Consider the following 21,455-nt stretch of genomic DNA (forward strand, 5'->3'; position numbering starts at 1 on the left):
TTAGCTAGTTTAAGGGTGGCTATAATGTACTTTGCTTAGTCAATTTTTAAATCATTAAGCGCTTTTTGCATCTTAACGACCTTTTTCTGGGTTTTTTGGGCTTCAATTAACTCATCTTGAAAAAGCCCAGCTAGTTCGCTTGTTGAAGAATTTAACTCTTGAACCTGAATTAGCATATCTCGGATTATATCTTGATTATCTGTTGGGATTTCTGCTGTATTAATCTTTTGGATTAAAGCTGAATGCTGGGTTTGTAGCTGTTCAAGCTGATCCCATTCTTTGCTTTCCGCAAATTTGTTCATTGCTATTGCCTGTTCAAGGGCTTGAGTTGCAAGTTCTTGAAGTGTGCTCATCTGTATCATCCCTAAAAAAATATTAATGCTTAGTCTGCGCCTGCCGATATTGAAAATCAACGAAGGATTTATTGGCAAAAAAAATTCTAAAGAGAATTTTCCCTTGGTCGATAACGTACTCAAGCTGGATTCTCCTGTTGGCAAATAACAAGGAGAATTTTATAAGCAAAAATTCTTGATGGCCGGTCAGACTCGGCTGAATATGAGGAGTAAATCTCATGGCAATGGTAATTAACTCAAACATTATGTCGCTGAATGCGCAGCGTAACCTGACTATCTCCCAAGGTGATCAGAACCAGGCTATGGAACGTCTGACCAGCGGTAAGCGAATCAATTCTGCTGCTGACGATGCTGCAGGTCTTGCGATTTCTAACCGAATGACTTCCCAGATCCGTGGTTTGGATCAGGCTGTTCGTAACGCAAATGATGGTATTTCTTTGATCCAAACTGCAGAAGGTGCTTTGGACGAAACAACTAACATTTTGCAGCGTATGCGTGAGCTATCTATTCAGTCTGCCAACGGCACATACACTGATGGCAACCGTGCGACTATCGACGCAGAGGTTCAGCAGCTGATCAAAGAATTGGATCGTATTTCTGAAACAACGACGTTTAACGGTCTGAATATCCTTGACGGTACGCTAGGTAAAGTTGACCTTCAGGTTGGTTCGGAAGCAAATGAAACAATCGGCTTTGAAGTAGGTGCTCTGGATGCAGATAGTCTAGGTTTCGGTTCAGTGTCAGCTGATATTGCTGGTGATGATGTTACTTTAGGTTCTGGTGTTGATATTAAAGACGGTGATGTCTTGATCAATGGTCAAAGTATCGGTGCTTTGACGTCTTCCTCTACCTTCTCTGATGTATTAGATGCCGTTAACGATAATGTAAATGGTGTAACTGCTGCTGGCTTCAACGATGTACAGGCTTCGCAGGTGGGTACTGGTCAAACATCTTCTTCAAATCAGCTAACCATTACAGTTACTCAAACTGACAACACAACTACTTCCTTTGTTATTCAGGATACTAATAACCTAGAAGAGTTGGCTGAAGCGATTAACACAACAAGTGGCGGTACGGTTCAAGCATCTATTGATGATGATGGCGAGCTGGTACTTCAAAACAGCACCGGTGCTAGTATTGCTTTATCCACAACGGGTGATGATTCAGATACAGTTACAGGTATTGCATCAGCAACATATCAAGGTCAGTTGGCGCTAACTTCTGACAACGGTGATGCGATCACTATTACTACCGGTCCAGAAGGCTCTCCAGGTGATTTGGAAGATTTAGGTCTGTCTGAAAACCTAGCAGGTGGCGTTTTAGTAGGTGATGCCTTGACTTCAGGAGATGCGGCTACAGCGCTAGGTTTTGAAGATCTGAAAATTAATGGTGTTGCAGTTCCAAATGAAATAGAAGGCGATACAGTAGATACGCTTCAAGAGAAAGTTGCGGCTATCAATTCTGTTAGCAGTGAAACTAATGTTACAGCGGCTCTAATTGGCGAAGATAGTAATGTTAATGAGCTAGATGCAAGTTCCACTGAAATTGAAGCTACAGCTGCGTTTGAAGCAATTTCTGCTGCTGCTTCAATGTTAGTTAACGGTGTTGAAGTGGCTCTGACTACATCTGATGCATTAAGCGATGTGGTAAGTGCATTCAATGCGGTAACGTCTGACTCAGGTGTTGTTGCCTTCGTGGATGATGATAATAAGATCCACCTATATAGTGATGATTCGATTACGCTGGCTGCAACTGCTGCGGGCGACTTTGGTAATCTGAACTTAGGCGCAGTAATTGGTACAGGCTTCTCAGCTGGTACAACAACAGATGAGTCTGACTATTCTTCGCTAGCGACTGACACGACAATAAAAGTTAATGGTCAGGAAATCCTATTCTCCGCGGCTGATTACACTGATGTTGATACTGTAGTAAGTACTATCAACGGGCAAACTGCTAATACAGGCGTATATGCATCTGTAAATGATTCTGGTGAGATTACCCTAACGGCTAACGGTGCATTTACTCTAGAAGCGGGTGAAGGTGATTCAGGTAAATTGTTACGAGGAATGGGCTTCCAGACTTCTGAGTTTATTGATGCTACTGCTGGTGATGGTCTACAGGCAATTCAGATTGATCCGCAGCTTAAATTGGATTCATTGAATGATTCAGCAATTAGCGTAGAAGTGACTTCAACAGGTGCAACAGCAACAGGGCTGCGCAACCAGAATGAGTCGGGTACAGGAGCTGCAACGGGCAGTGCAATCAGCACAATTAGTGTCGGCACAGCAGCGAGTGCTCAAAAAGCAATCGGTGTTATCGATAATGCACTAGAGCAGGTGAACGATGTACGAAGTGAGTTGGGTGCGGTAAATAACCGTCTGGACTTTACAATCAATAACCTGTCAAACGTATCTGAAAATGCGTCGGCTGCACGTTCTCGAATTCAGGATGCTGACTTTGCTGCTGAATCTGCTGCGCTATCCCGTGCACAGGTCCTTCAGCAAGCGGGTACTGCAATGTTGGCTCAGGCAAACGCTGCACCACAGCAAGTATTGTCACTACTTCAGTAAGCTAGGAGCTATACTGATAGATAGATCGCTAGCCCCTCTATATATGTAAGTGTATAGAGGGGTTATATAGATTTAAAAAAAGAGAGGATTGGGTTATGGCTATTGAATCAATGGGCGCGGCAACGTCATCGGTTGTTCAGCCTTCTCAGCAGCCTCAGCAGGCAGAGCAAGCGAAATCTCAGGCGATTCAATCGCAGGGGAAAGAAAGCTTTCAAGCTCAAGCAAAAGAGACACAGGAATTGTCTGTTGAAAAACTGGAAGCTGCCATTGATCGTTTGAACGAGATGATGAAAGACGGTCAGCGTTCTTTAAATTTCTCTGTTGATACGGCGTCTGAAAAGGTGGTGGTTCAGGTTAAGGATGTTTCTACTAATCAGGTTATTCGCCAGATTCCAAACGAAGAGGCCCTGCGTTTCGCAGAATCTTTTGATCGCATGATGGGCTTGATCTTTAATCAGGAAGCCTGAGACAATCATGGCTTCTTGATTTCACATTACTCAACCAGAGGTATGGGCGATGAGTGATAGTATCATTAAATCACTGGGAGCCGGATCTGGTATTGATACTGCCAACCTAGTTTCTAGTCTTGTCGAAGTTGAACGAGCTCCTCTACAGAATCGTTTAGATACTAAAGAGGAGAAGCTTGAGTCACAAATATCGGCTTATGGCACCTTAAAGAGCAGTCTAGCTGAGCTTCAAGGGGCACTGTCTCCACTTACTGATAACGATACATTCAATGGTCGTTCAGTTTCTTTTCCTGATACTGATGTTATTACCCCGAACTCAGTAGATCCAGGGGCCCAGACCGGCACATATCAGATCGAAGTGGTCGATGTGGCGCGAGCTCAGTCTCTAGCATCTATTGCGCATGATGATAAAGATGCAGCGATTGGTGCTTCCGGTACTGTAACGATCTCATTTGGTGAATGGACTTATAATGTATCAGATGAGCCTACTTCATTTGCAACTAATGATGAAAAAGCTGCGTTAAACATTGTTATTGAAGCAGGAGACTCTCTTCAAGATATAGCTGACGCGATTAATGATGAAGAAGATGCTGAAATTCAAGCTTCTGTTCTCCTTGTGGATGGTCAGTACCAATTGCTCTTAACCGCGCCATCAGGTGCAAGTAATGCGATGCAGATTACCACCAGTGCTGATGGTGATGATAATGGATCGTTAGTGGATTTTGAGTTTAATTCGACTAATTTCTCATCAATGACAGAAACTCAGCAAGCTTCCGATGCCGAGTTGAAGGTTAATGGACTCACCGTTTATCGAGATACGAATGAGATTAACGATGTGATTCAAGGCTTTGATTTTAGCTTGAATAAAGCGGATCCAGGGCAAAGTTATACTTTTTCTGTCTCTGAAGATAAAGGTGTTGCAGAGCAAGCAATAAGAGATTTTGTTGAAGCATACAATCTTTTCTATGAAACTGCTGAAAATCTGACTAAATACACTCAAGATGAGGATGGAAATACAGTTCGTGCTGATCTTGCAACGGATGGTGCAGCGAAGACGATTGTTAATCGTGTTAGAGCTATGATTGGCGCTGAAGTACCAGGTGTGGATGATGCCTTTACGGCTTTGACTAACGTAGGTATCAGGACTGAGCTTGATGGAACTTTATCCATCGATGAAGATGATTTAAGTTTAGCGCTAGACGATAACTTTGCGCTGATTGAGTCGCTATTTGCCACAGATACATCTTCCTCAAGTGATAAGGTTAAAGTTTCTGTTGGTAGTTATGCACAGAATACTGTTCCTGGTGACTATGATGTTGTAATTACTCAGGATCCGGTAAAAGGAGCAATAGAATCCAATGCAATTACAAATCCGGCTTTCGATACGGCGGCCGATGATTTTTCCTTGTTAGGCGGTTCTTTAGATACTTCGCTTGGTGATTATCGTTTTGTTATTACTGTTGATGGAACTGCTTCCAATGAAATTACTTTGGGTGGGGATTATTCAACTGCTGAAGAGCTTAGAGCGGAATTACAATCACTAATAAATGGTGATACTAACCTCAAAGGTGCTGGGGCCGCGGTAGATGTAACATATGATACATCTACGGATAAGCTTCTTTTTACGTCAAGACAATACGGTGATGGCTCTTCGGTCTCATTTAGTGGGACTACGGCCGATGTTCAAACGTTAGGCCTAGCGGATTCCGGTTTAACGGTTACAGCAGGTAAGGACGCTGCAGGCACAATAGATGGTGAAACTGCTTTTGGTTCAGGTAATGTGCTACTGCCGGAGATAGATACTGATCCATATGGGTTGAATTTCATAATAGAAGAAGGAGCTGCTGCAGCAACTACTGATGCTGGTGGGGTTCTTTCTATTAACTTTTCTCGCGGGTTTGCAGGGGAGTTATCAAATCTTATTGATGATTTTTTAGCGAATACAGGTACGATTAAAGCACGCGAAGATAGTATTAACAGTCAGCTTAGCGGTATTGCTGAAGATCGAGAAGATCTTGACCGTAAGATGGAGAAATTGGAAACTCGGCTTTACTCACAGTACCTTGCTATGGAACGTATCGTTAGCAGCTTTCAAAATACAGGCAATCAGCTGGATGGGATCTTAGAGCGATTACCATTCACGACATCTAACAATTAAAATAGAGTAACTAATGACGGATCTTGATGCGGCGATTGCTGGGGCGGAAAAATTATCCAAGAAAATTTCAGCAAGCCGACTTTACGAAAAAAATATAGCGTATATAAAAGATAAGTTGCCTAGTCTTTATGAGTTTTATTTAGATTATAAGCCTGAAAAAATGCAGGTTGGTTTTGACGATGCAGGGAACCTAAATCTAGTAAATGCTTCAGGTGTCTATGTATATCCTGAAGACCCTGAAATTTTTGCTTGTAAGCAAGTGGAGGCTTACAAGAAAAAGCCCACTATTAAATTTCTAACGTTTAAAAACGAAGCTATTGATACAGGTTATATCCATCAGAAACTGATGGGAAACTTGTTTCAATATTACGAAGAAGTAAAGGATGGCTACTATAAGGCTTTGACTGCTTGCCCTAACGAAATCCAAACTATGATTGTTATGGGGGTGGGAGCAGGATTTCATATTCGTGATATAGCTATGAATATGAGTGTTAGAAATCTATGTATTTATGATCCGCATCCAGAGACACTCTTTATTTCATTTCATCTAATTGATTGGCAGCCAATAATCGAAAAATATAGCCAGCCAGGTTACAACATTGAATTTTGCATAGGTCACTCAGTTCGCAAGAGTTATGCTGTTTTGACGTCATTTTTTGGGCGTGTAGGCATGTTCAATGTGGTGAGGACTTTTATTTTTAAGCATTATGACAGCTTGGAAGTGCAAGAGTTAGATTCTCTTTTGCAAAATGACTTGCTTAAGATTGCAATGGGCATAGGGTTTTATGACGATGAGCGAGTGGGTCTTGCTCATACGATGGTTAATTTTCGTAATGATGTTTCTATTGCAAGAAAATCCCTGATTAATCACAAAGAGCAGATTTCTAATAGAACAGTAGTGGTGGTAGGTAATGGCCCATCACTTGATGAAAATGAAGACTTTTTACGTTCTTTGCAAGGTCGAGCGTACATAATTTCTTGTGGTACGGCATTAGCAACGTTAGAAAAAAAGGGTATTAAGCCAGATATCCATGTCGAGCAAGAACGCCCCAAAAATGTGTATGATTGGCTAATTAACTCAACTTCAGAGGAATTCCGAAAAGGTATTCGCTTTGTTGGGTTAAATACTGTTTACCCTGATGTTTTTGATTTATTTGATGAATCCTATATGGTCGCTAAGCCGAATGATCTTGGGGGGACTTTTATTTTTGAGTTATTGCATCGAAAACCAGGTAACTCTTTGGTTTTGGCTGAATTTGCAAACCCAACGGTAACCAACTTCGGAGCTTCATTGTCTCTCACGCTAGGTTTTAAGAATATAATTTTGGTGGGGGTTGATTTAGGTATGGTTACTTTGGATGCGCACCACTCCAAAGATAGCTCCTATGAAAAGAAAACCGAAGCTCATCAGAATGCTCTGAAAACTGCTGGGGTTTTTGAAAGGCCGGGTAATTTCAGGGATAAAATTTATACAACAAATGCTTTAGATAAGTCTCGGATATCTTTTGAGATGCTCTTGGATCGTTTCAAGCAGGTAAATTGTGTGAATATAAACGATGGCGCCCGTATTCAAGGAGCACATAGTTGTCGTGCTGCAGAAATCGAAGTGGTTGGTGAGCACCCTATCTCATTTGCAGATGAGTTATCAAATCGTTTTACAACTGTATTTAGCCTCAACGGTTTTCATGATTTCTCTGAAGATGCTATTCAGAAGCATCTAGCTCATGTGTCTATAGTGTTGGATCGATATAGAGGTTTGTTACAGACCAAAGTTAACTCTTTGGATGATGTATATATGGTTCTTAGAGAAGGGCATTATGCATTACGTAAAACCAAAGGGTTGAGCTTTATAGCTCGAGGGCTACTTAAAGGTACGTTGGAATATGTATCTTGTACCTATATCAGTATTCTCACAATGGTAAAAGAGAGAGATGTACCAGAGTATTTTGCTAAGTTAAGTGGTGTTGTTCTACCTTATTTGGATCAAATAGAAATTGATGCCAAAGAAAAGATCTTTAAGAAAGATGAATTTTCAAATTATGATATTTATCATGATTAAGAGTGTAAGTTATTGTTTTATAGGTTTTGTTTTAAATTGTCTGCATAGGTTGGTGGGATAGATAAATTATTTGGTTGACTATATTTATTGATACGTTTCCATTGTAAATATACATAATGTTTGCAGACAGCTAGTTTTTAACTTAATTTCAACTTGCTGTCTTAGTCAACCTCACCACTTTGTCGATTAGTGATAAATTCGGAGAGATTATTAATCCGTTTATTTCTTCAACCTTCTGTTCAAAACAAACTCTTTTACCATTTATGTCATAAATATAATAATTCAGCTCATTGGCAATTGCTGCTACAGGAGCTAGATCCCAGTCTCGCACAACAACATCTTTTACGAAAAGGTCTACTTCACCATTACATACAAGCACAGATTTTAATCCGAGGCTGCCGCACTCAACATAACGTTCAAGACCGAGAGCATCGTAGAGATACTTTGCAATACCATGAGGTTCTGGCGTGTTATCAATAATCGAACGAATAGGTTTATCTTTTCTGGCAGGCTTCACAGGCTGACCATTATAAGTCGCCCCCTTGCCTCGTTGTCCAACCCAAAGGTCGTTTCGCTCCGGCGCATAGATAACACCAAAAGTTGGCTGCCCATTATCAATCAGTGCAACCTGACAGACATATCCAGAAAAGCCATGATACCAACTAGCAGTACCATCAATAGGATCTATAAGCCAATAGCGTTCTCCTCGCTGCCTAACCTCATCTTCCTCAGACACGACCGAAATATCCCTGGTTATATCTGCTAAACCCGCAACAATCAGGCCATGGGCCATACTATCAGCGTCGGTTTTAAACTTACGCTTATCAGTAATGTCTGAAAATTCATCAGACTTACGCCATCTCTTTATCTCATTGCCAGTATTAATAACTAGAGAAACAACCCTTTCAAACTCTATCATTCAAAACCTCTAACGATTGCGCAAAGCTGCTTTTCAACACAACACCAAATTCAGCCATCTTCTCCAAAATAAACTCAAAGTCCTTATGTATTACTTCATAACTAATATTTGTCGCATACATATCAGCAGCCAGATTAACAAGGCGATTAACTGACATTTTCTCCGCATAACCAACATTAACCGGGACAAAGCTTTCGCTATACTTCAACATAACAAACTGTTCAATAACATTTGCAGCATCCATGACATCCATCGCGGACCACATAACAGGCTTATCCGGCAGGGAAAGCTCCCTCTGATGCTTTAAAGCATATAACAAATTGTGTACCAGGCCTGCTTTACGATCGCTTCCGTACAAACCTGGTAAGCGGAGAGCCACACCCGAGACACCAGCCTCGGTGAGTAACGCTTCACACTGGAGCTTACTGGTGCCATAAGCGCTTAAATCCCCGCCTGCCTGATTTTCAGAACATGGCATACTCAAAGCATCATCATAAACAGCCATAGACGAGATAAAAATGACCGGACAGTTTACCGCATTGATTAACACCTTAACCATTGAGGTATTACGATCAATCACGGTTTCACTGAGGTAGTCGGCTTCACGCTTAGGTACTTCAGCCGCACAGTGAACAACAATATCTGGGGTAACTTGTTTAAACACTAGATTTACTGCATCCTGATCGAGTAAATCACAATAAACCCGTCCACCAGGGCTGTGAGTCATCGGATACAGATCTACCGAAGAGTTTGTCGCCAATCGTCGGCTTAATTCCGCACCGAGAAAACCTGCAGCTCCGGTTACCAGAACCCGCATCACAGTTTATCCCAAGTGACCCACTGATCAGCTCTAATATCTTCCTTCGCAATACGCCCTACCACGTGCTTACGCATTGCAGGAGCAATGCCCAGACCTGGGCGTTTGGTAACAAGCATCTCTTCAGTAATCACTTCACCAGCAGCAATATTTTTTCTGGCATGTAGGCTGCGTTGTCCCTTTTCAGCCATTTCCATTTCTTCTTCTCTGGGGCCAGCTTTAATTCCATCACCCATACCTGATTCGACAGCTCTGATTTTTCTAACCATCTCAGAAAAGCCTTTAGGCTCAATTGCAAATGCATGATCAGGCCCCGGCAAAGAGCGATCCAGTGTAAAATGCTTCTCGATAACTTTCGCTCCCAGTGCGACAGCGGCAATACAAATATGATCCCCTTCAGTATGATCTGAATAGCCTGCATGCAAGCCAAAAGTATTCTTTAGAGTTGCTATTGCTTGTAAATTACTCAATGCGTCGGGCGCAGGATACAGCGAGGTACACTGCAATAGAATAATATCGTTATTGCCTGCTGTTTTTGCAGCATCCACAGCAATCTGGATATCCATCCACGTTGCCATCCCAGTCGACAGGATGATCGGCTTTCCGACAGCAGCCATTTCAGTAATTAATCGATCATCTGTCAGATCAAAGGAAGCAACTTTGTAAGCTGGTACATCTAATTCAGCCAATTCAGCAATGGCTTCGCTATCACAAGGAGAGGAAAAAAAATCAACACCGCAACTTTCTGCATACGCTTTTAGTTGTTTCTGCCAACTTCGATCCAGCTCTAGCGACGCAATCAATTCATGTGTATCTTGGCCGTCCAGATAACTGAACCCTGGCGCAAACTTAGAATAATGTTCTTTTGCTTTAAACGTCTGAAACTTAACAGCATCTGCGCCTGCATCCGCTGCGGCCTTAATTAAGTCACAAGCCATGTCATAACTATGGTTATGATTAGATCCAATTTCAGCAATAATGTAGCAAGGCTCACCATCACCAATAAGCCGACTGCCTATTTCTATATTGTTCAGCATTGTAAGCACCTACTGCTAGTAATGTGTAATCGAATTAACCCAGTGCCGCTCCAAGCGACATCTCGATCTTTCTGAAGCGCGGCCTATAAAGCTAGCACTATGATTCTCAAACAACTCAAATGGATCTACGCCCGACGCCAATACCAAGCCAAAGGTTGTTGATATTCTTGGATTAATTTCAAATGGGAAAACAGTACCATCAGAACTGAGAATAAGTTGAATATTATAAGTTCCACTCCCACCACCTAGCACATGTAAGTGCTGACAGGCAGCAATCACATTCTGATCGTACTCTGTCTCAGCTGAAATGGTGATTCCTTTTTTTGAGAACACTTTGACAGGAATAATTTCATGTAAAGCTCCCTGAGATGAAGAAACAACTTGGACAGTATATTCAACGCCTTCAGCTTTCTCCTGAACAATAAAGTCGTCTAACCGCCCAGTGAACTTCCTCGAGAAGTAATCAAGGTCATCATTATTATCTAAAACAAAAACATCTCTGGATCCGCGACCTGTACGAGGTTTTAAAATACTCGGAAAGGGAATATCAACCGAATGATCTGATAGCAATTTAGTTATCGGCATTAAAGCATTAGCCTTAAAATGCTCCACCATTTGAAACTTATCCAACATCATACGGATGAAACCAGCTTCAGGTATAAACATCCGAGTACTGCCAAATAAGCCAGCGTTTTCTGCCAGAATAGGTAATTCTTCGTCAACAGCCGATACCAGCAGGTCAATATCTAACTTTTCGCAGACACTCACCATCTCTTGCAGAAAGTCATCATCATCGGCAAAAGGAATTTTTATACAGCATGCATTTGGAATATCTGGACTAATGCGCGCTAAATTGGCATCTGCAAAGAATAAAGAGTACTTATTCGAAAACAGCTTCCATATTAATTCAGCCCCAGCCCCCCCAGCACCTGTTATGAGAATCGACCGCATATCAATCATCCTTAGAACGAAGACTTATGTTTAGCTGGTATTCCTTGCCAAGATGCCGAAAAAAAACTGGATATCGTTCATTATCAGCAACTCTAAAAGCATTAAACAATTCAAGGAGAGTCCTTTCGGGGTCAACTTCACTATCATCAGCAGATCGTCTTGGATAATAACTGGGCTTCCCTATCTGAGGCTCTCCATTTTCCCGCAAAGTTTCAAAGTTGAGTAAAAACGTCTCAACAAGTTTCAACGTTTCTTTAGCCTGTTTTTGTCGTAACTCCTCAACCAGCTCCGTACCCTCAAGTGAAATAAATGAACGCAGATAAACAATACCCGAATCTACCTTTTCACCTGCCTCAAGCAAGCAAATTGGAATCTTACGTTTACCCTCTAAAACCTGCCAAGTCATGGGAGACCACCCACGCCCTCTCGGGAGATCACTCTCATGCACTACTACACAATGATTAAACCCTGCCCGTTTATGCTCAGGCACCATCTGCCCGCACCCCAACAGGAAACATATATCACCGCATCCTAGCTCAGCCACCTTATGAACCCAATGAACATCATGTCCATCATTAACAGCAGACTGACACAAATCTTCAAGATAATGGTTTATCCAGCTACTTTCATCACTCAGTATCCAAATATTCATCACGCACAAACCTCCATCAGCACGTCCGCAACTCTATCGCATCCTAAACCATCAACTACTCTCTGGCCTTCAACAGACATGTTGAATAACTTATCCGGCTGGAGTGCAAATTCAGACACGGCAGCAAAGAAATCTTGCTCGACAACTTGATTACTAACCCCTAAATGAATAGCAAGACCTAACTCATCTAGGGCTTTGCTGATGAACTCTTGATTTTCTGCCACAGAAACGATCACAGAAGGCACTCCCAAGCACAACCTCTCCCAAGACGTAGCCCCACCTGCGCCAATCATTAAATCAGTGTCACTCATCAAGTTAGATAAACTCTTCTGAGGTTCGAGTACAACTGTATTAGGTCTCAATTGAGCCTGTCGAAGTAATTCCTGCTTATGCGGTGGATTATTAGCACCAACTACTATACAGACCTCGACATCCTCAAATTTAGCATCTGATAAAGCCTTCAAAGCCATACTAGATAAATTATCTGGATCAACCCCGCCAAAATAAACTAGCACCTTGTTAAGCTTAGAAGAATACGCTGTTTCCTGCTGTCGTAGCTGCATGTACTCATCAGCTAATAATGCATAACTAGGTCCTAAAAAACACTGGCATTGAGAGGGGATCAGGGCATCATAACGCTCTTTACTAGCAGACAAATTTTGATCAAGTAAAAAATCGCAATCATGGGATCGGTTATTCAGATCATCGATAACCATAATACGACCTACATAGGGCCTAAGCAGCATCTCCCACGAAGCACTTAGAGAATAATGATCAACAATTAAAAGATCTGGTCTAAAATCAAATAAAGTCTTAATAGACTCTTGTGCGTCCTTCTCCTGACTAACTCCAAGCCATGCAGCATAAGAATCGCCAGTAGAAGCCACAATAGAAGGACTCGCTAAGGGACGTACTTCAAAGCCATCTTTTTCTATAAGAGTGATCAAATTTCCATGGTGCTCACGACATATAAAAAGCACCTTAACGCCTCTCTGTTTAAGCTTTAAAGCTAACGTTCGGCACCTAATAATATGTCCGCTCCCCATAGCGCTCGAAGCATCAACCCTAACTGCTACTTTCATGCAAGCATTCGTCCAAGAATATATGCCTCGGCAGCTTCAACACCTACAGTTGCTCCTCGCCAATGACACAAGGCATCAATTGCCTTGGCAGAACGAGGGTGGGGCCACTCTCGCATTTCTAGTTGATATGCCAGTAACGCCTCCTGCTTTTTCTTCAGGAAGCAGCCAGAGATGTCTACAAAATAATTAGGCGCAAATGCATAGCCATCCCCAGGAGAGCGCCATTCTGTGCTAGAAGCCACCTCAAAGAAGAGTAAATTCTTTACACTGTGGCCTGGTGTAGGTCTGCAAGCCGTTACCACTGCCTCATGAACCAATCGATGATCGATATTCAAGTCACCTGAGTGATGTGTAATTACAGTATGAGGTCGAAGCTGACTTATATAGCGCTCTATCAACTGTACAATCTCTAACAGCGGAACAGTGTCTAACCTGTTGTCAGGGAGCTGTCCGGTAAAAACCACTTCATATCCCAAAATTACAGAAGCCGCCTCTAGGGCCTCTAACCTTGCAGGCAGCGCGCTGTCTGCTGCACTGTCAGACCTCGAAGATACGCCATCAGCAATAAACATAACTTTGACAGGCCTCCCTTCACTAACATACTTTGCTATAGTCCCTCCGCAGCCCAAAACCTCATCATCAGGATGTGCAGCAACAACCAACACAGTCATTCTTTGCTCTCCAACGCTTCCAAACCAACGAACATTAACTCAGCCCTACGCCAGTCATCATTAGTATCAATATCCTGAACGCGCCAAGCGGGTATTCTCAACGCGTAGGTATCTCGGGTAAAAAATGGTTTTAGCTCTAACCAAGCAGCCGCCTTACCCCAGTAAAACTGCCCAGCATCATGTAAGGCTTCAGGCAAATCCTGTGAACGGCTAGCAAATTTATCCGGATAGAGCATTTCTATACTGCCATCATCATACCGCTGAAAAGACCTAAAGATAGGGGCATTGAATTCACAAGCTGGAATCACGTAGGACCAACCATTACCCAACTCTTGGTAGGCTTTCTCAATATCCTCTGAACGAGCAAAGGGCGCAGTCGCATAAATACAGCAAACATCGTCTACCTGATGACCTTTGCTCTGTATATTTTGAATAGCATGTTGGACTACTTCAGCGGTACCCGTAAAATCATCGGATATATCTGCTGGGCGCAAGAAAGGAACTTCGGCACCATGCTCAGACGCTATCTCGGCGATCTCTGTATCATCTGTAGACACGATAATTCTGTCAAATAAACCTGAGCGCTGAGCTATCTCGATCGACCAAGCGATCATCGGCTTTCCGCAAAACTGTCTGATATTTTTGCGAGGTATACGTTTACTACCACCTCGCGCGGGAATGACTGCTAGCTTCATAGATCGCCTTTGTAACGATAACTCAATAACAAGAATACTACGGTTTCAGATACTTATGTAAAGAATCACTGATATATGCGATCTCTGTTTGAGATAGCTTAGGGTGAAGAGGGATGGTTATCGCTCTTTCGTAATATTTTTCGGCATTTGGGTAATCACCTTTAGCAAAACCTAAGTTCTTGTAGTATGGCTGAAGATGAATGGGAATATAGTGAACGTTTACGCCAATGCCGTCTTCACGTAGTTGATTAAAAAGTGTTAAACGGTCAATGGGAGTATCATCTTGGAGCTGTATGGGATACAGATGAAGAGATGAGAGGCTTGTTTTCCGCCTTGAAGGGAGTTGTATTGGTAGGTCGGATAAAAGTTCTTCGTAATGATCAGCTATGGCATGTCGTGTTTTAATGTATTGATCTATACGTTTTAGTTGCTCTAGGCCTAGAGCTGCATGGATATCTGTCATTCTGTAATTAAAGCCGAGGTCTTGCTGCTCATAGTACCAAGGTCCATCGTTATTCTTGAGCAATTGAGAGTCTCTGGTAATTCCATGGCTCATGAGCGAGCGCATTCTTTTAGCTAAAGTCTGATCGTTAGTTACAGCGCATCCTCCTTCGCCAGACGTAATGATTTTGACTGGGTGGAAGCTGAAAATAGTAATGTCACTATACTCACCTGAGCCGGTTCTTATATTTTGGTATCTTGAGCCAATGGCGTGAGATGCATCTTCAATGACTTTAATGTTATATTGCTTTGCTAGATTGCTAATCGTTGCCATATTACAAGGTTCGCCTGCAAAATCGACAACGACCAAAATTTTAGGGAGCTGATTGAGTTTTTCGGCTTCGATCAATTTTTGTCTGAGTGCGTCTGGGCATAAATTGAAATGTGTCAGTTCAATATCGACAAAATCAACACTTGCACCACAATATAGACCGCAATTAGCACTGGCTACAAAGGAGTTTGGGGAAGTCCATAGATGATCTCCTTTAGATAGGCCTAGAGCAAGGCAAGCAATATGCAGTGCGGAGGTCGCGCTGTTTGTGGCTATAGCGTGGGAGCTACCGCAATAATTCGCTATTGAGCTTTCAAATTCAGAAACTTTCGGGCCTTGAGTCAAAAAAGCTGACTTGAGAGTTTTGGTTACGGCTTCAATATCTTCTTGTGTAATATCTTGTGTGCCATAAGGAATCATTGATTAGAAGCCCAGCTTTTTATTGAGGTCTTGGATTTCCTTTATGCTCAGAAATTCTTCATTAGTGCCTGAATTGTACTCAAAGCCTTGGGATACAGGGGTACCGACCTCTCCAAGGTTATTGGTCGAGAAGTCATTGTTGACATCATTAAGAATAATTGAGGGGCGAAGAACGAAATGGTCGTCAAACTGAAGTGTGAGATGCGAGTCATCAGAAGGGCACATGATTTCATGGACCTTTTCGCCAGGGCGAATACCAATGATCTCTTGTTTAAGGTTCGGTGCCATAGCTTTGGCTAAATCGGTGATGCGTACGGACGGTATTTTTGGCACAAAAATTTCACCGCCACTCATTCTTGCAAAGTTTGTTAGAACAAAATCTACGCCATCTTGTAGAGTGATCCAGAAGCGCGTCATGTCTGTATCAGTAATAGGTAGTGTTTTGTTGTCATCTTCAATAAGTTTTTTGAAGAAAGGAACGACAGATCCCCGTGAACCTACTACATTACCATAGCGCACAACACTAAATCGAGTAGGATGCCCGCCGGCCATATTGTTTGCTGCTACAAATAATTTGTCAGAAGCTAGTTTTGTTGCCCCGTAAAGGTTGATGGGGTTTGCTGCCTTATCAGTGGATAAGGCAATAACTTTTTTAACGTCATTTTCTAAAGCAGCACGAATAACATTTTCTGCGCCGTGGATGTTGGTTCTGATGCACTCTGTTGGATTGTATTCAGCGGCTGGTACTTGTTTTAAAGCAGCTGCGTGAATGACATAGTCTACATTCTGCATTGCTTGCCTCAATCTTTCCTTGTCGCGGACGTCACCTATAAAATAACGCATGCACGGGGCATTGAACTCTTGCTGCATTTCAAATTGTTTAAGCTCGTCCCTTGAATAGATAATGATTTTTTTGGGCTTGAATCGGCTTAGAAGAGTTTCTGTGTACTTTCTGCCGAATGAGCCTGTTCCACCAGTAATGAGTATTGATTGATCATCGAACATTATGTTGTCTATCCAAATGAATACTTAATATTTATATCGACCATATTTCTGCATTAATGAATATTTTAGCCCTGATTTGAATGGCTTACGGAATAAAAGGTCTAATGAATTGTAGCTTATCAGACGCAAGATCATTAAAGGAAGCTCTCTTTGTGCCGACTATTCAGTATAATAAAGTGTACTTAAACTAATTTTTAAGGTGTTTGCATGGCTGTTAATTTAAATGCCCTTAAGCAGTATCAAAGTGTTGATCTGCGTGCGACTATAGAAACTGCAAGTCCTCACAAGCTAATTTCTATGTTGTTCGATGGTGCCATGGGGGCGCTCGCAAAGGCAAAGGGAGCAATAGAGCGAGATAGTATTGAAGACAGAACTCAGCATCTTAATAAGGCCTCCGAGATTATAGTAGGTCTCCGCGGAAGTCTTGACCTTGAAGAGGGGGGAGAGGTTGCTGCAAATTTAGATGGACTTTATGACTATATGTTGCGCTCTGTTATGCAAGCTAATCGAGAGAATAATGCTGAAAAGGTCCAGGAAGTGATGAATCTAATGTTGGAAATCAGACAGGGGTGGTCTGAGATGCCGAATGATATTCAAATAGGTGAAAGTTAAGTAGTAATGCTGTTGGTAATTACAAAAAAGGTCGCAGAGATGCGGCCTTTTTTGTTCATGGGTGTCTTTTGTGTCAAAAAAATAACTGAAGCGTTTTGCTTTTATCTTCGTGACATTTTATTGACATTTTTTTCGTCAGGGGTTAATTATTACCATTATTAACAAGTAGCTTTTAATAATGGTTAGGCATGTCTTCGGTTTTAGTCATAGATGATGATCTAAGTCGGCGGGGGCTTTTGAGTTCCGCTTTTTCTTTTCTCGATCAACCGTGTGAATTTTGCGGTTTTGTTGATTGGTTTCAATCAAGTAGTGATATTGATCAAGCTCAGGTCAGTTTAGTGCTGCTAGGTCAAAGTCAGCTACCTATCTCTTTAGAAAAGCTTGTTAAAGATCTTCAAGATAAGTTTGACTCTATTGCTGTTGTGACGTTGGACGAGTGGTCAGAGGTTGCAGAACTGCCCGATTCCTTGCGTCAATGTGTGGTTGGACAGCTTTCTGTTCCGTTTAATTATCAGCAGTTGTTAGATTGTTTGCATCGAGCGCAGTTGTTTAGCTTGCAAGCGGGTGATGCATCACTTGGACAAGTAGACCTTTTCTCTGGATTGGTGGGTGTCAGCCAGCCAATGTTGCAAGTCAGGCGAGCGATGTCTCAAGTGGCTGGAAGAGATGTAAATGTATTGATTACTGGTGAGTCTGGCACAGGCAAAGAGGTTGTTGCTCGAAGCCTGCATGATCACTCTGTGCGCAAAGATGGACCATTTGTTCCAATTAACTGTGGGGCAATTCCTGCTGACCTTCTTGAGAGTGAGTTGTTTGGTCACGAAAAAGGCGCATTTACTGGAGCTGTATCTAGCCGGCCTGGACGTTTTGAACTGGCTCAAGGTGGTACGCTATTCCTTGATGAAGTCGGCGATATGCCGTTGCCTATGCAGGTTAAGTTACTTCGAGTACTGCAGGAGCGAAAGTTTGAGCGTATTGGTGGAACCAAAACCTTAGACGCTGATATTCGAGTGATCGCTGCTACGCATAAAAACTTGGAAGAGATGATCGAAACGGGCGAGTTTAGGGAAGATTTGTATTACCGTTTGAATGTTTTTCCTATAGAAATGCCTCCGCTTAGGGAGCGAGTAGGTGATCTGCATCTGCTTTTGGAAGAGTTGTCGCGTCGTCTTCCTGAGCAAGGTTTGGATTCGGTGCGTTTTCAAAATAGCGCGATCATCTCTCTGCAATTGCATCCTTGGCCAGGCAATGTGCGCGAGCTTTCCAACTTAATTGAGCGTATGGCGATCCTTTACCCGAACGGCGTGGTTGGTGTTTCTGAGCTGCCATCTAAATTCCAGAATGTTCCTGAGCCAAATCCTGAATTATATGAGCAAGCATATGAGCAAGCCGAAAATGCTGTTTCAGTAGAAGGAGTTGGCATCCCTCACACTTTGGAACTGGATAAGCTTCCAGATGAAGGTATTGATCTTAAAAAGCATTTGGAAACGATCGAGCAGCGGTTATTGGAACAAGCGCTTGCTGTAAATGACAATGTGGTTGCGCGAGCTGCGGAGACGTTAAATATCCGACGGACTACTTTGGTAGAGAAAATGCGTAAATATGGGATGCAGCGTAAGTAATATGTCTAGTGAACAAGATTATCTACAGCGCATAGAGCAATTAGAGAGTGAACTGTCTGCTAGTAAAGCAAAATTGGCTCAACTTGAAGCAACTAAAAGCCAGAATAGCCAACAGCTGAATGATCGCTTTCAACATCTATTATCCGTGATGCCTGTTGGTGTCGTTATTATTGATGGTTCCGGGGTGATTTCTGAAGTTAATTCGGTAGCCGAGAACTTGTTGGGTTCTCCTATCAAAGGACAGCCGTGGTTTAAGATAATTGAACGTAGCTTTGCTCCTCAAAATGATGATGGTCATGAAGTCTCATTAAAAGATGGTCGTAAAGTTAGTTTGATGACGCGAGCGATGGATAACGAACCGGGTCAGTTAGTGGTTTTGACGGATCAGACTGAAACTCGTCTCCTTCAGGGCCGTCTTTCTCATTATCAGCGTCTATCTGAAATGGGGCGGATGATGGCGTCGCTTGCTCATCAGATTCGAACGCCTCTTTCGGCGGCCTTGCTCTATGTTGATCATCTGAATCGCCCTGATCTATTACAAGAACAGCGTCAGAAATTTGCCTCTAAAGCCAAATCTCGCCTGACTAATTTAGAGCAGCAAGTTAGGGATATGTTAATTTTTGCGCGTGGTGAAATGCGCTTGGATGAGCAGGTAAGCTCTAAAGCACTGATGGCTGAACTAGAAGATATGCTTGATGTGCCATTAGTAAACTACGATGCTGATTGTGACTGTGTGAACACTGTGCCCGAATATAATTTGCAGTGTAATAAAGAAGCCCTTTTAGGTGTTTGTAGTAATTTGATTGAGAATGCTTTGCAAGCTTGCGGTAAAGGGGCTGAGTTGATGGTTCGTGTTGCTGATCAGGAGGGAAAATTGCGCATTGATGTAATTGACCAAGGGCCAGGAATGGACGCAGATGAATTGAAGCGTGCGCTCGAACCATTTTATACCACCAAATCCCATGGTACAGGATTGGGCTTAGCTGTAGCTCAAGTTGTAGCGCATGCTCATCATGGTCAATTTTTACTTAATTCTCTGCCGGGTCAGGGAACAGTTGCCAGTCTAATTTTGCCGGCTATAACGTCTGCTTCGGATGAGGGTTAAAAGATCTGCAATGGCTAATCGTATATTAATAGTTGAAGACGATAACGAGTTACGCGAAGCACTTTGCGATACATTGGAATTGGCGGGTTTTGAATATCTGGAAGCAGAGGATGCTGAAACAGCTTTGGATATTTTGACGCGTCAGCAGGTGGCTATGGTAGTAACCGATGTCAATATGCCGGGTATGGATGGGCATCAGTTGTTAGATAAGATTCACGAAACTTACCCTGCATTGCCGGTCATGTTGATTACTGCTTTTGGGCAAGTAAGCAAAGCGGTAGAGGCCATCAAAGCCGGTGCTGTCGATTACTTAATGAAGCCGTTTGATTCCGAAGCCTTAATCTCGTCAGTGCGCAGATTTGCGGTAGGGGAAACGGTCACAAGTGAGATGGAGCAGCCAATTGCTGAAGAGCCTAGCAGTCAGCAATTGCTGCAGTTGGCGCGTCGTGTTGCTGCATCAGATTCTACTGTACTGATCTCTGGAGAGTCCGGTACGGGTAAAGAGGTGTTGGCTCAATATATCCACAATCACTCTTCACGGGCTAAAAAACCATTTATTGCAATTAACTGTGCGGCAATCCCTGAAAATATGCTTGAAGCCACCTTGTTTGGTCATGAGAAAGGGGCTTTTACGGGGGCCTATGCGAGTGCACCCGGTAAGTTTGAACAGGCTGATGGCGGTACTTTATTGCTGGATGAGATCTCAGAGATGGATCTTGGTTTGCAGGCAAAGTTACTTCGCGTGCTGCAAGAGCAAGAAGTAGAGCGTATTGGTGGACGTAAAGTTATCAAACTCAATGTGCGTGTATTAGCTACCACAAACCGTAAATTAGATAGCTACGTTGCCGAAGGTAAATTCCGAGAAGATCTCTTTTATCGCCTGAATGTATTCCCATTGCAATGGAAGCCTTTGCGTGAGCGTTCGGCGGATATTGTGCCATTAGCTGAGCGCTTGTTTAGTAAGTATTGCCAGAAAATGCAGCGTACATCCGTCGCCTTGTCTGATGATGTTAAGCGTTTGATGACCGATTATTCTTGGCCGGGTAATGTTCGAGAATTAGACAATGTTGTACAGCGTGCTTTGATACTTCAATCCGGTACAGAGATCGGTGTTGCGGACCTTATGCTTAATCCTGAAGATATTTCGGAGGCAGCTGTACCTGACATGAGTCAACAAACTGCTCAAGATGAAGATCTTTCAGGACAGTTGGGCGAGGGCGTTCGGCAGCGCGAATTTCAGCTGATTATTGATGCCTTAAAAGCGACGCACGGAAGTCGTAAAGAGGCGGCGGAAAATCTCGGGATAAGCCCGCGTACTCTGCGATACAAGCTGGCTAAGATGCGTGAACAAGGTTTGGACTTAGATAAATTACTTGGTCGTTAGAAGGCTTGAAAAGAGCTCATTTTCGAGCCCTGAAAAAAAGCTTGTAGAGACTAAGGTCTTACACCGGATATACCAATGTCTAATTCAGAGCCCTGCTACCCCTT

Annotated in this window: 19 protein-coding genes; 8 read left to right on the forward strand and 11 right to left on the reverse strand. The window is 42.7% G+C overall.

Annotation, left to right across the window (positions count from 1 at the left end):
- Window positions 1-35 precede the first annotated feature (35 nt).
- A complete protein-coding gene (locus tag ACMXYU_RS02455) occupies window positions 36-353 on the reverse strand; it encodes a hypothetical protein (RefSeq protein WP_415900038.1) in 318 nt (105 codons plus the stop codon).
- Window positions 354-571: 218 nt separating this feature from the next.
- On the opposite strand from ACMXYU_RS02455, the gene ACMXYU_RS02460 reads away from it, so the two are divergent.
- From ACMXYU_RS02460 to ACMXYU_RS02475, 4 genes are all read left to right on the forward strand, one after another.
- The gene (locus ACMXYU_RS02460) at window positions 572-2,923 is read left to right on the forward strand and encodes a flagellin (protein ID WP_415900039.1); all 2,352 of its coding nucleotides are present in this window, start codon (window positions 572-574) and stop codon (window positions 2,921-2,923) included.
- Window positions 2,924-3,018: 95 nt separating this feature from the next.
- Window positions 3,019-3,390 (forward strand): flagellar protein FlaG, encoded by a 372-nt coding sequence (locus ACMXYU_RS02465; RefSeq protein WP_415900040.1) that lies wholly within the window; start codon window positions 3,019-3,021, stop codon window positions 3,388-3,390.
- 49 nt (window positions 3,391-3,439) lie between these two features.
- Entirely contained in the window at window positions 3,440-5,548 is a 2,109-nt protein-coding gene (gene fliD / locus ACMXYU_RS02470) for a flagellar filament capping protein FliD (RefSeq protein WP_415900041.1), read from the forward strand.
- A gap of 13 nt (window positions 5,549-5,561) precedes the next feature.
- Window positions 5,562-7,607, forward strand: a complete 2,046-nt coding sequence (locus tag ACMXYU_RS02475) for a 6-hydroxymethylpterin diphosphokinase MptE-like protein (protein ID WP_415900043.1) — start codon at window positions 5,562-5,564, stop codon at window positions 7,605-7,607.
- A 148-nt stretch (window positions 7,608-7,755) separates the two neighbouring features.
- Here ACMXYU_RS02475 and ACMXYU_RS02480 read toward each other — a convergent pair whose 3' ends face one another.
- Genes ACMXYU_RS02480 through pseB form a run of 10 tightly spaced genes read right to left on the reverse strand, consistent with a single transcriptional unit; the run spans window position 7,756 to window position 16,628 of the window.
- Window positions 7,756-8,526 (reverse strand): 3'(2'),5'-bisphosphate nucleotidase CysQ family protein, encoded by a 771-nt coding sequence (locus ACMXYU_RS02480; protein WP_415900044.1) that lies wholly within the window; start codon window positions 8,524-8,526, stop codon window positions 7,756-7,758.
- The gene (locus ACMXYU_RS02485) at window positions 8,513-9,343 is read right to left on the reverse strand and encodes an NAD-dependent epimerase/dehydratase family protein (protein ID WP_415900045.1); all 831 of its coding nucleotides are present in this window, start codon (window positions 9,341-9,343) and stop codon (window positions 8,513-8,515) included. The genes ACMXYU_RS02480 and ACMXYU_RS02485 overlap by 14 nt, the downstream gene beginning before the upstream one ends.
- Window positions 9,343-10,380: an N-acetylneuraminate synthase family protein gene (locus ACMXYU_RS02490; RefSeq protein ID WP_415900046.1), complete on the reverse strand. Its 1,038-nt coding sequence runs from the start codon at window positions 10,378-10,380 to the stop codon at window positions 9,343-9,345. Before ACMXYU_RS02490 ends, ACMXYU_RS02485 begins: the two co-directional genes overlap by 1 nt.
- A gap of 15 nt (window positions 10,381-10,395) precedes the next feature.
- Window positions 10,396-11,331 carry an ATP-grasp domain-containing protein gene (locus ACMXYU_RS02495; protein WP_415900047.1) on the reverse strand — a complete coding sequence of 312 codons (936 nt, stop codon included), beginning with the start codon at window positions 11,329-11,331 and terminating at the stop codon, window positions 10,396-10,398.
- A gap of 1 nt (window position 11,332) precedes the next feature.
- Window positions 11,333-11,983, reverse strand: coding sequence for a hypothetical protein (locus ACMXYU_RS02500; RefSeq protein WP_415900048.1), 651 nt, complete (start codon window positions 11,981-11,983; stop codon window positions 11,333-11,335).
- Window positions 11,983-13,065, reverse strand: coding sequence for a UDP-2,4-diacetamido-2,4,6-trideoxy-beta-L-altropyranose hydrolase (pseG, locus tag ACMXYU_RS02505; protein ID WP_415900049.1), 1,083 nt, complete (start codon window positions 13,063-13,065; stop codon window positions 11,983-11,985). Before pseG ends, ACMXYU_RS02500 begins: the two co-directional genes overlap by 1 nt.
- On the reverse strand, window positions 13,062-13,736 hold the full coding sequence (locus ACMXYU_RS02510; RefSeq protein WP_415900050.1) for a PIG-L deacetylase family protein: 675 nt from the start codon (window positions 13,734-13,736) through the stop codon (window positions 13,062-13,064). The genes pseG and ACMXYU_RS02510 overlap by 4 nt, the downstream gene beginning before the upstream one ends.
- Window positions 13,733-14,431 (reverse strand): pseudaminic acid cytidylyltransferase, encoded by a 699-nt coding sequence (gene pseF / locus ACMXYU_RS02515; protein WP_415900051.1) that lies wholly within the window; start codon window positions 14,429-14,431, stop codon window positions 13,733-13,735. Before pseF ends, ACMXYU_RS02510 begins: the two co-directional genes overlap by 4 nt.
- A gap of 37 nt (window positions 14,432-14,468) precedes the next feature.
- Complete coding sequence (pseC, locus tag ACMXYU_RS02520; RefSeq protein WP_415900052.1) at window positions 14,469-15,623, reverse strand: UDP-4-amino-4,6-dideoxy-N-acetyl-beta-L-altrosamine transaminase; 1,155 nt, start codon at window positions 15,621-15,623, stop codon at window positions 14,469-14,471.
- A gap of 3 nt (window positions 15,624-15,626) precedes the next feature.
- On the reverse strand, window positions 15,627-16,628 hold the full coding sequence (pseB, locus tag ACMXYU_RS02525; RefSeq protein ID WP_415900053.1) for a UDP-N-acetylglucosamine 4,6-dehydratase (inverting): 1,002 nt from the start codon (window positions 16,626-16,628) through the stop codon (window positions 15,627-15,629).
- Between the two features lie 207 nt (window positions 16,629-16,835).
- On the opposite strand from pseB, the gene fliS reads away from it, so the two are divergent.
- The 4 genes from fliS to ACMXYU_RS02545 all read left to right on the forward strand — a co-directional run bounded on the left by fliS (window position 16,836) and on the right by ACMXYU_RS02545 (window position 21,351).
- A complete protein-coding gene (gene fliS, locus ACMXYU_RS02530; RefSeq protein ID WP_415900054.1) occupies window positions 16,836-17,240 on the forward strand; it encodes a flagellar export chaperone FliS in 405 nt (134 codons plus the stop codon).
- A gap of 188 nt (window positions 17,241-17,428) precedes the next feature.
- The gene (locus ACMXYU_RS02535; protein WP_415900055.1) at window positions 17,429-18,862 is read left to right on the forward strand and encodes a sigma-54 dependent transcriptional regulator; all 1,434 of its coding nucleotides are present in this window, start codon (window positions 17,429-17,431) and stop codon (window positions 18,860-18,862) included.
- Window position 18,863: 1 nt separating this feature from the next.
- On the forward strand, window positions 18,864-19,967 hold the full coding sequence (locus tag ACMXYU_RS02540; protein WP_415900056.1) for a sensor histidine kinase: 1,104 nt from the start codon (window positions 18,864-18,866) through the stop codon (window positions 19,965-19,967).
- 10 nt (window positions 19,968-19,977) lie between these two features.
- On the forward strand, window positions 19,978-21,351 hold the full coding sequence (locus ACMXYU_RS02545) for a sigma-54-dependent transcriptional regulator (protein ID WP_415900057.1): 1,374 nt from the start codon (window positions 19,978-19,980) through the stop codon (window positions 21,349-21,351).
- The last annotated feature ends 104 nt before the right edge of the window (window positions 21,352-21,455 follow it).

Origin of the sequence: Neptuniibacter sp. QD48_11, from assembly GCF_047778095.1 — a bacterium.
GTDB lineage: Bacteria > Pseudomonadota > Gammaproteobacteria > Pseudomonadales > Balneatricaceae > Neptuniibacter.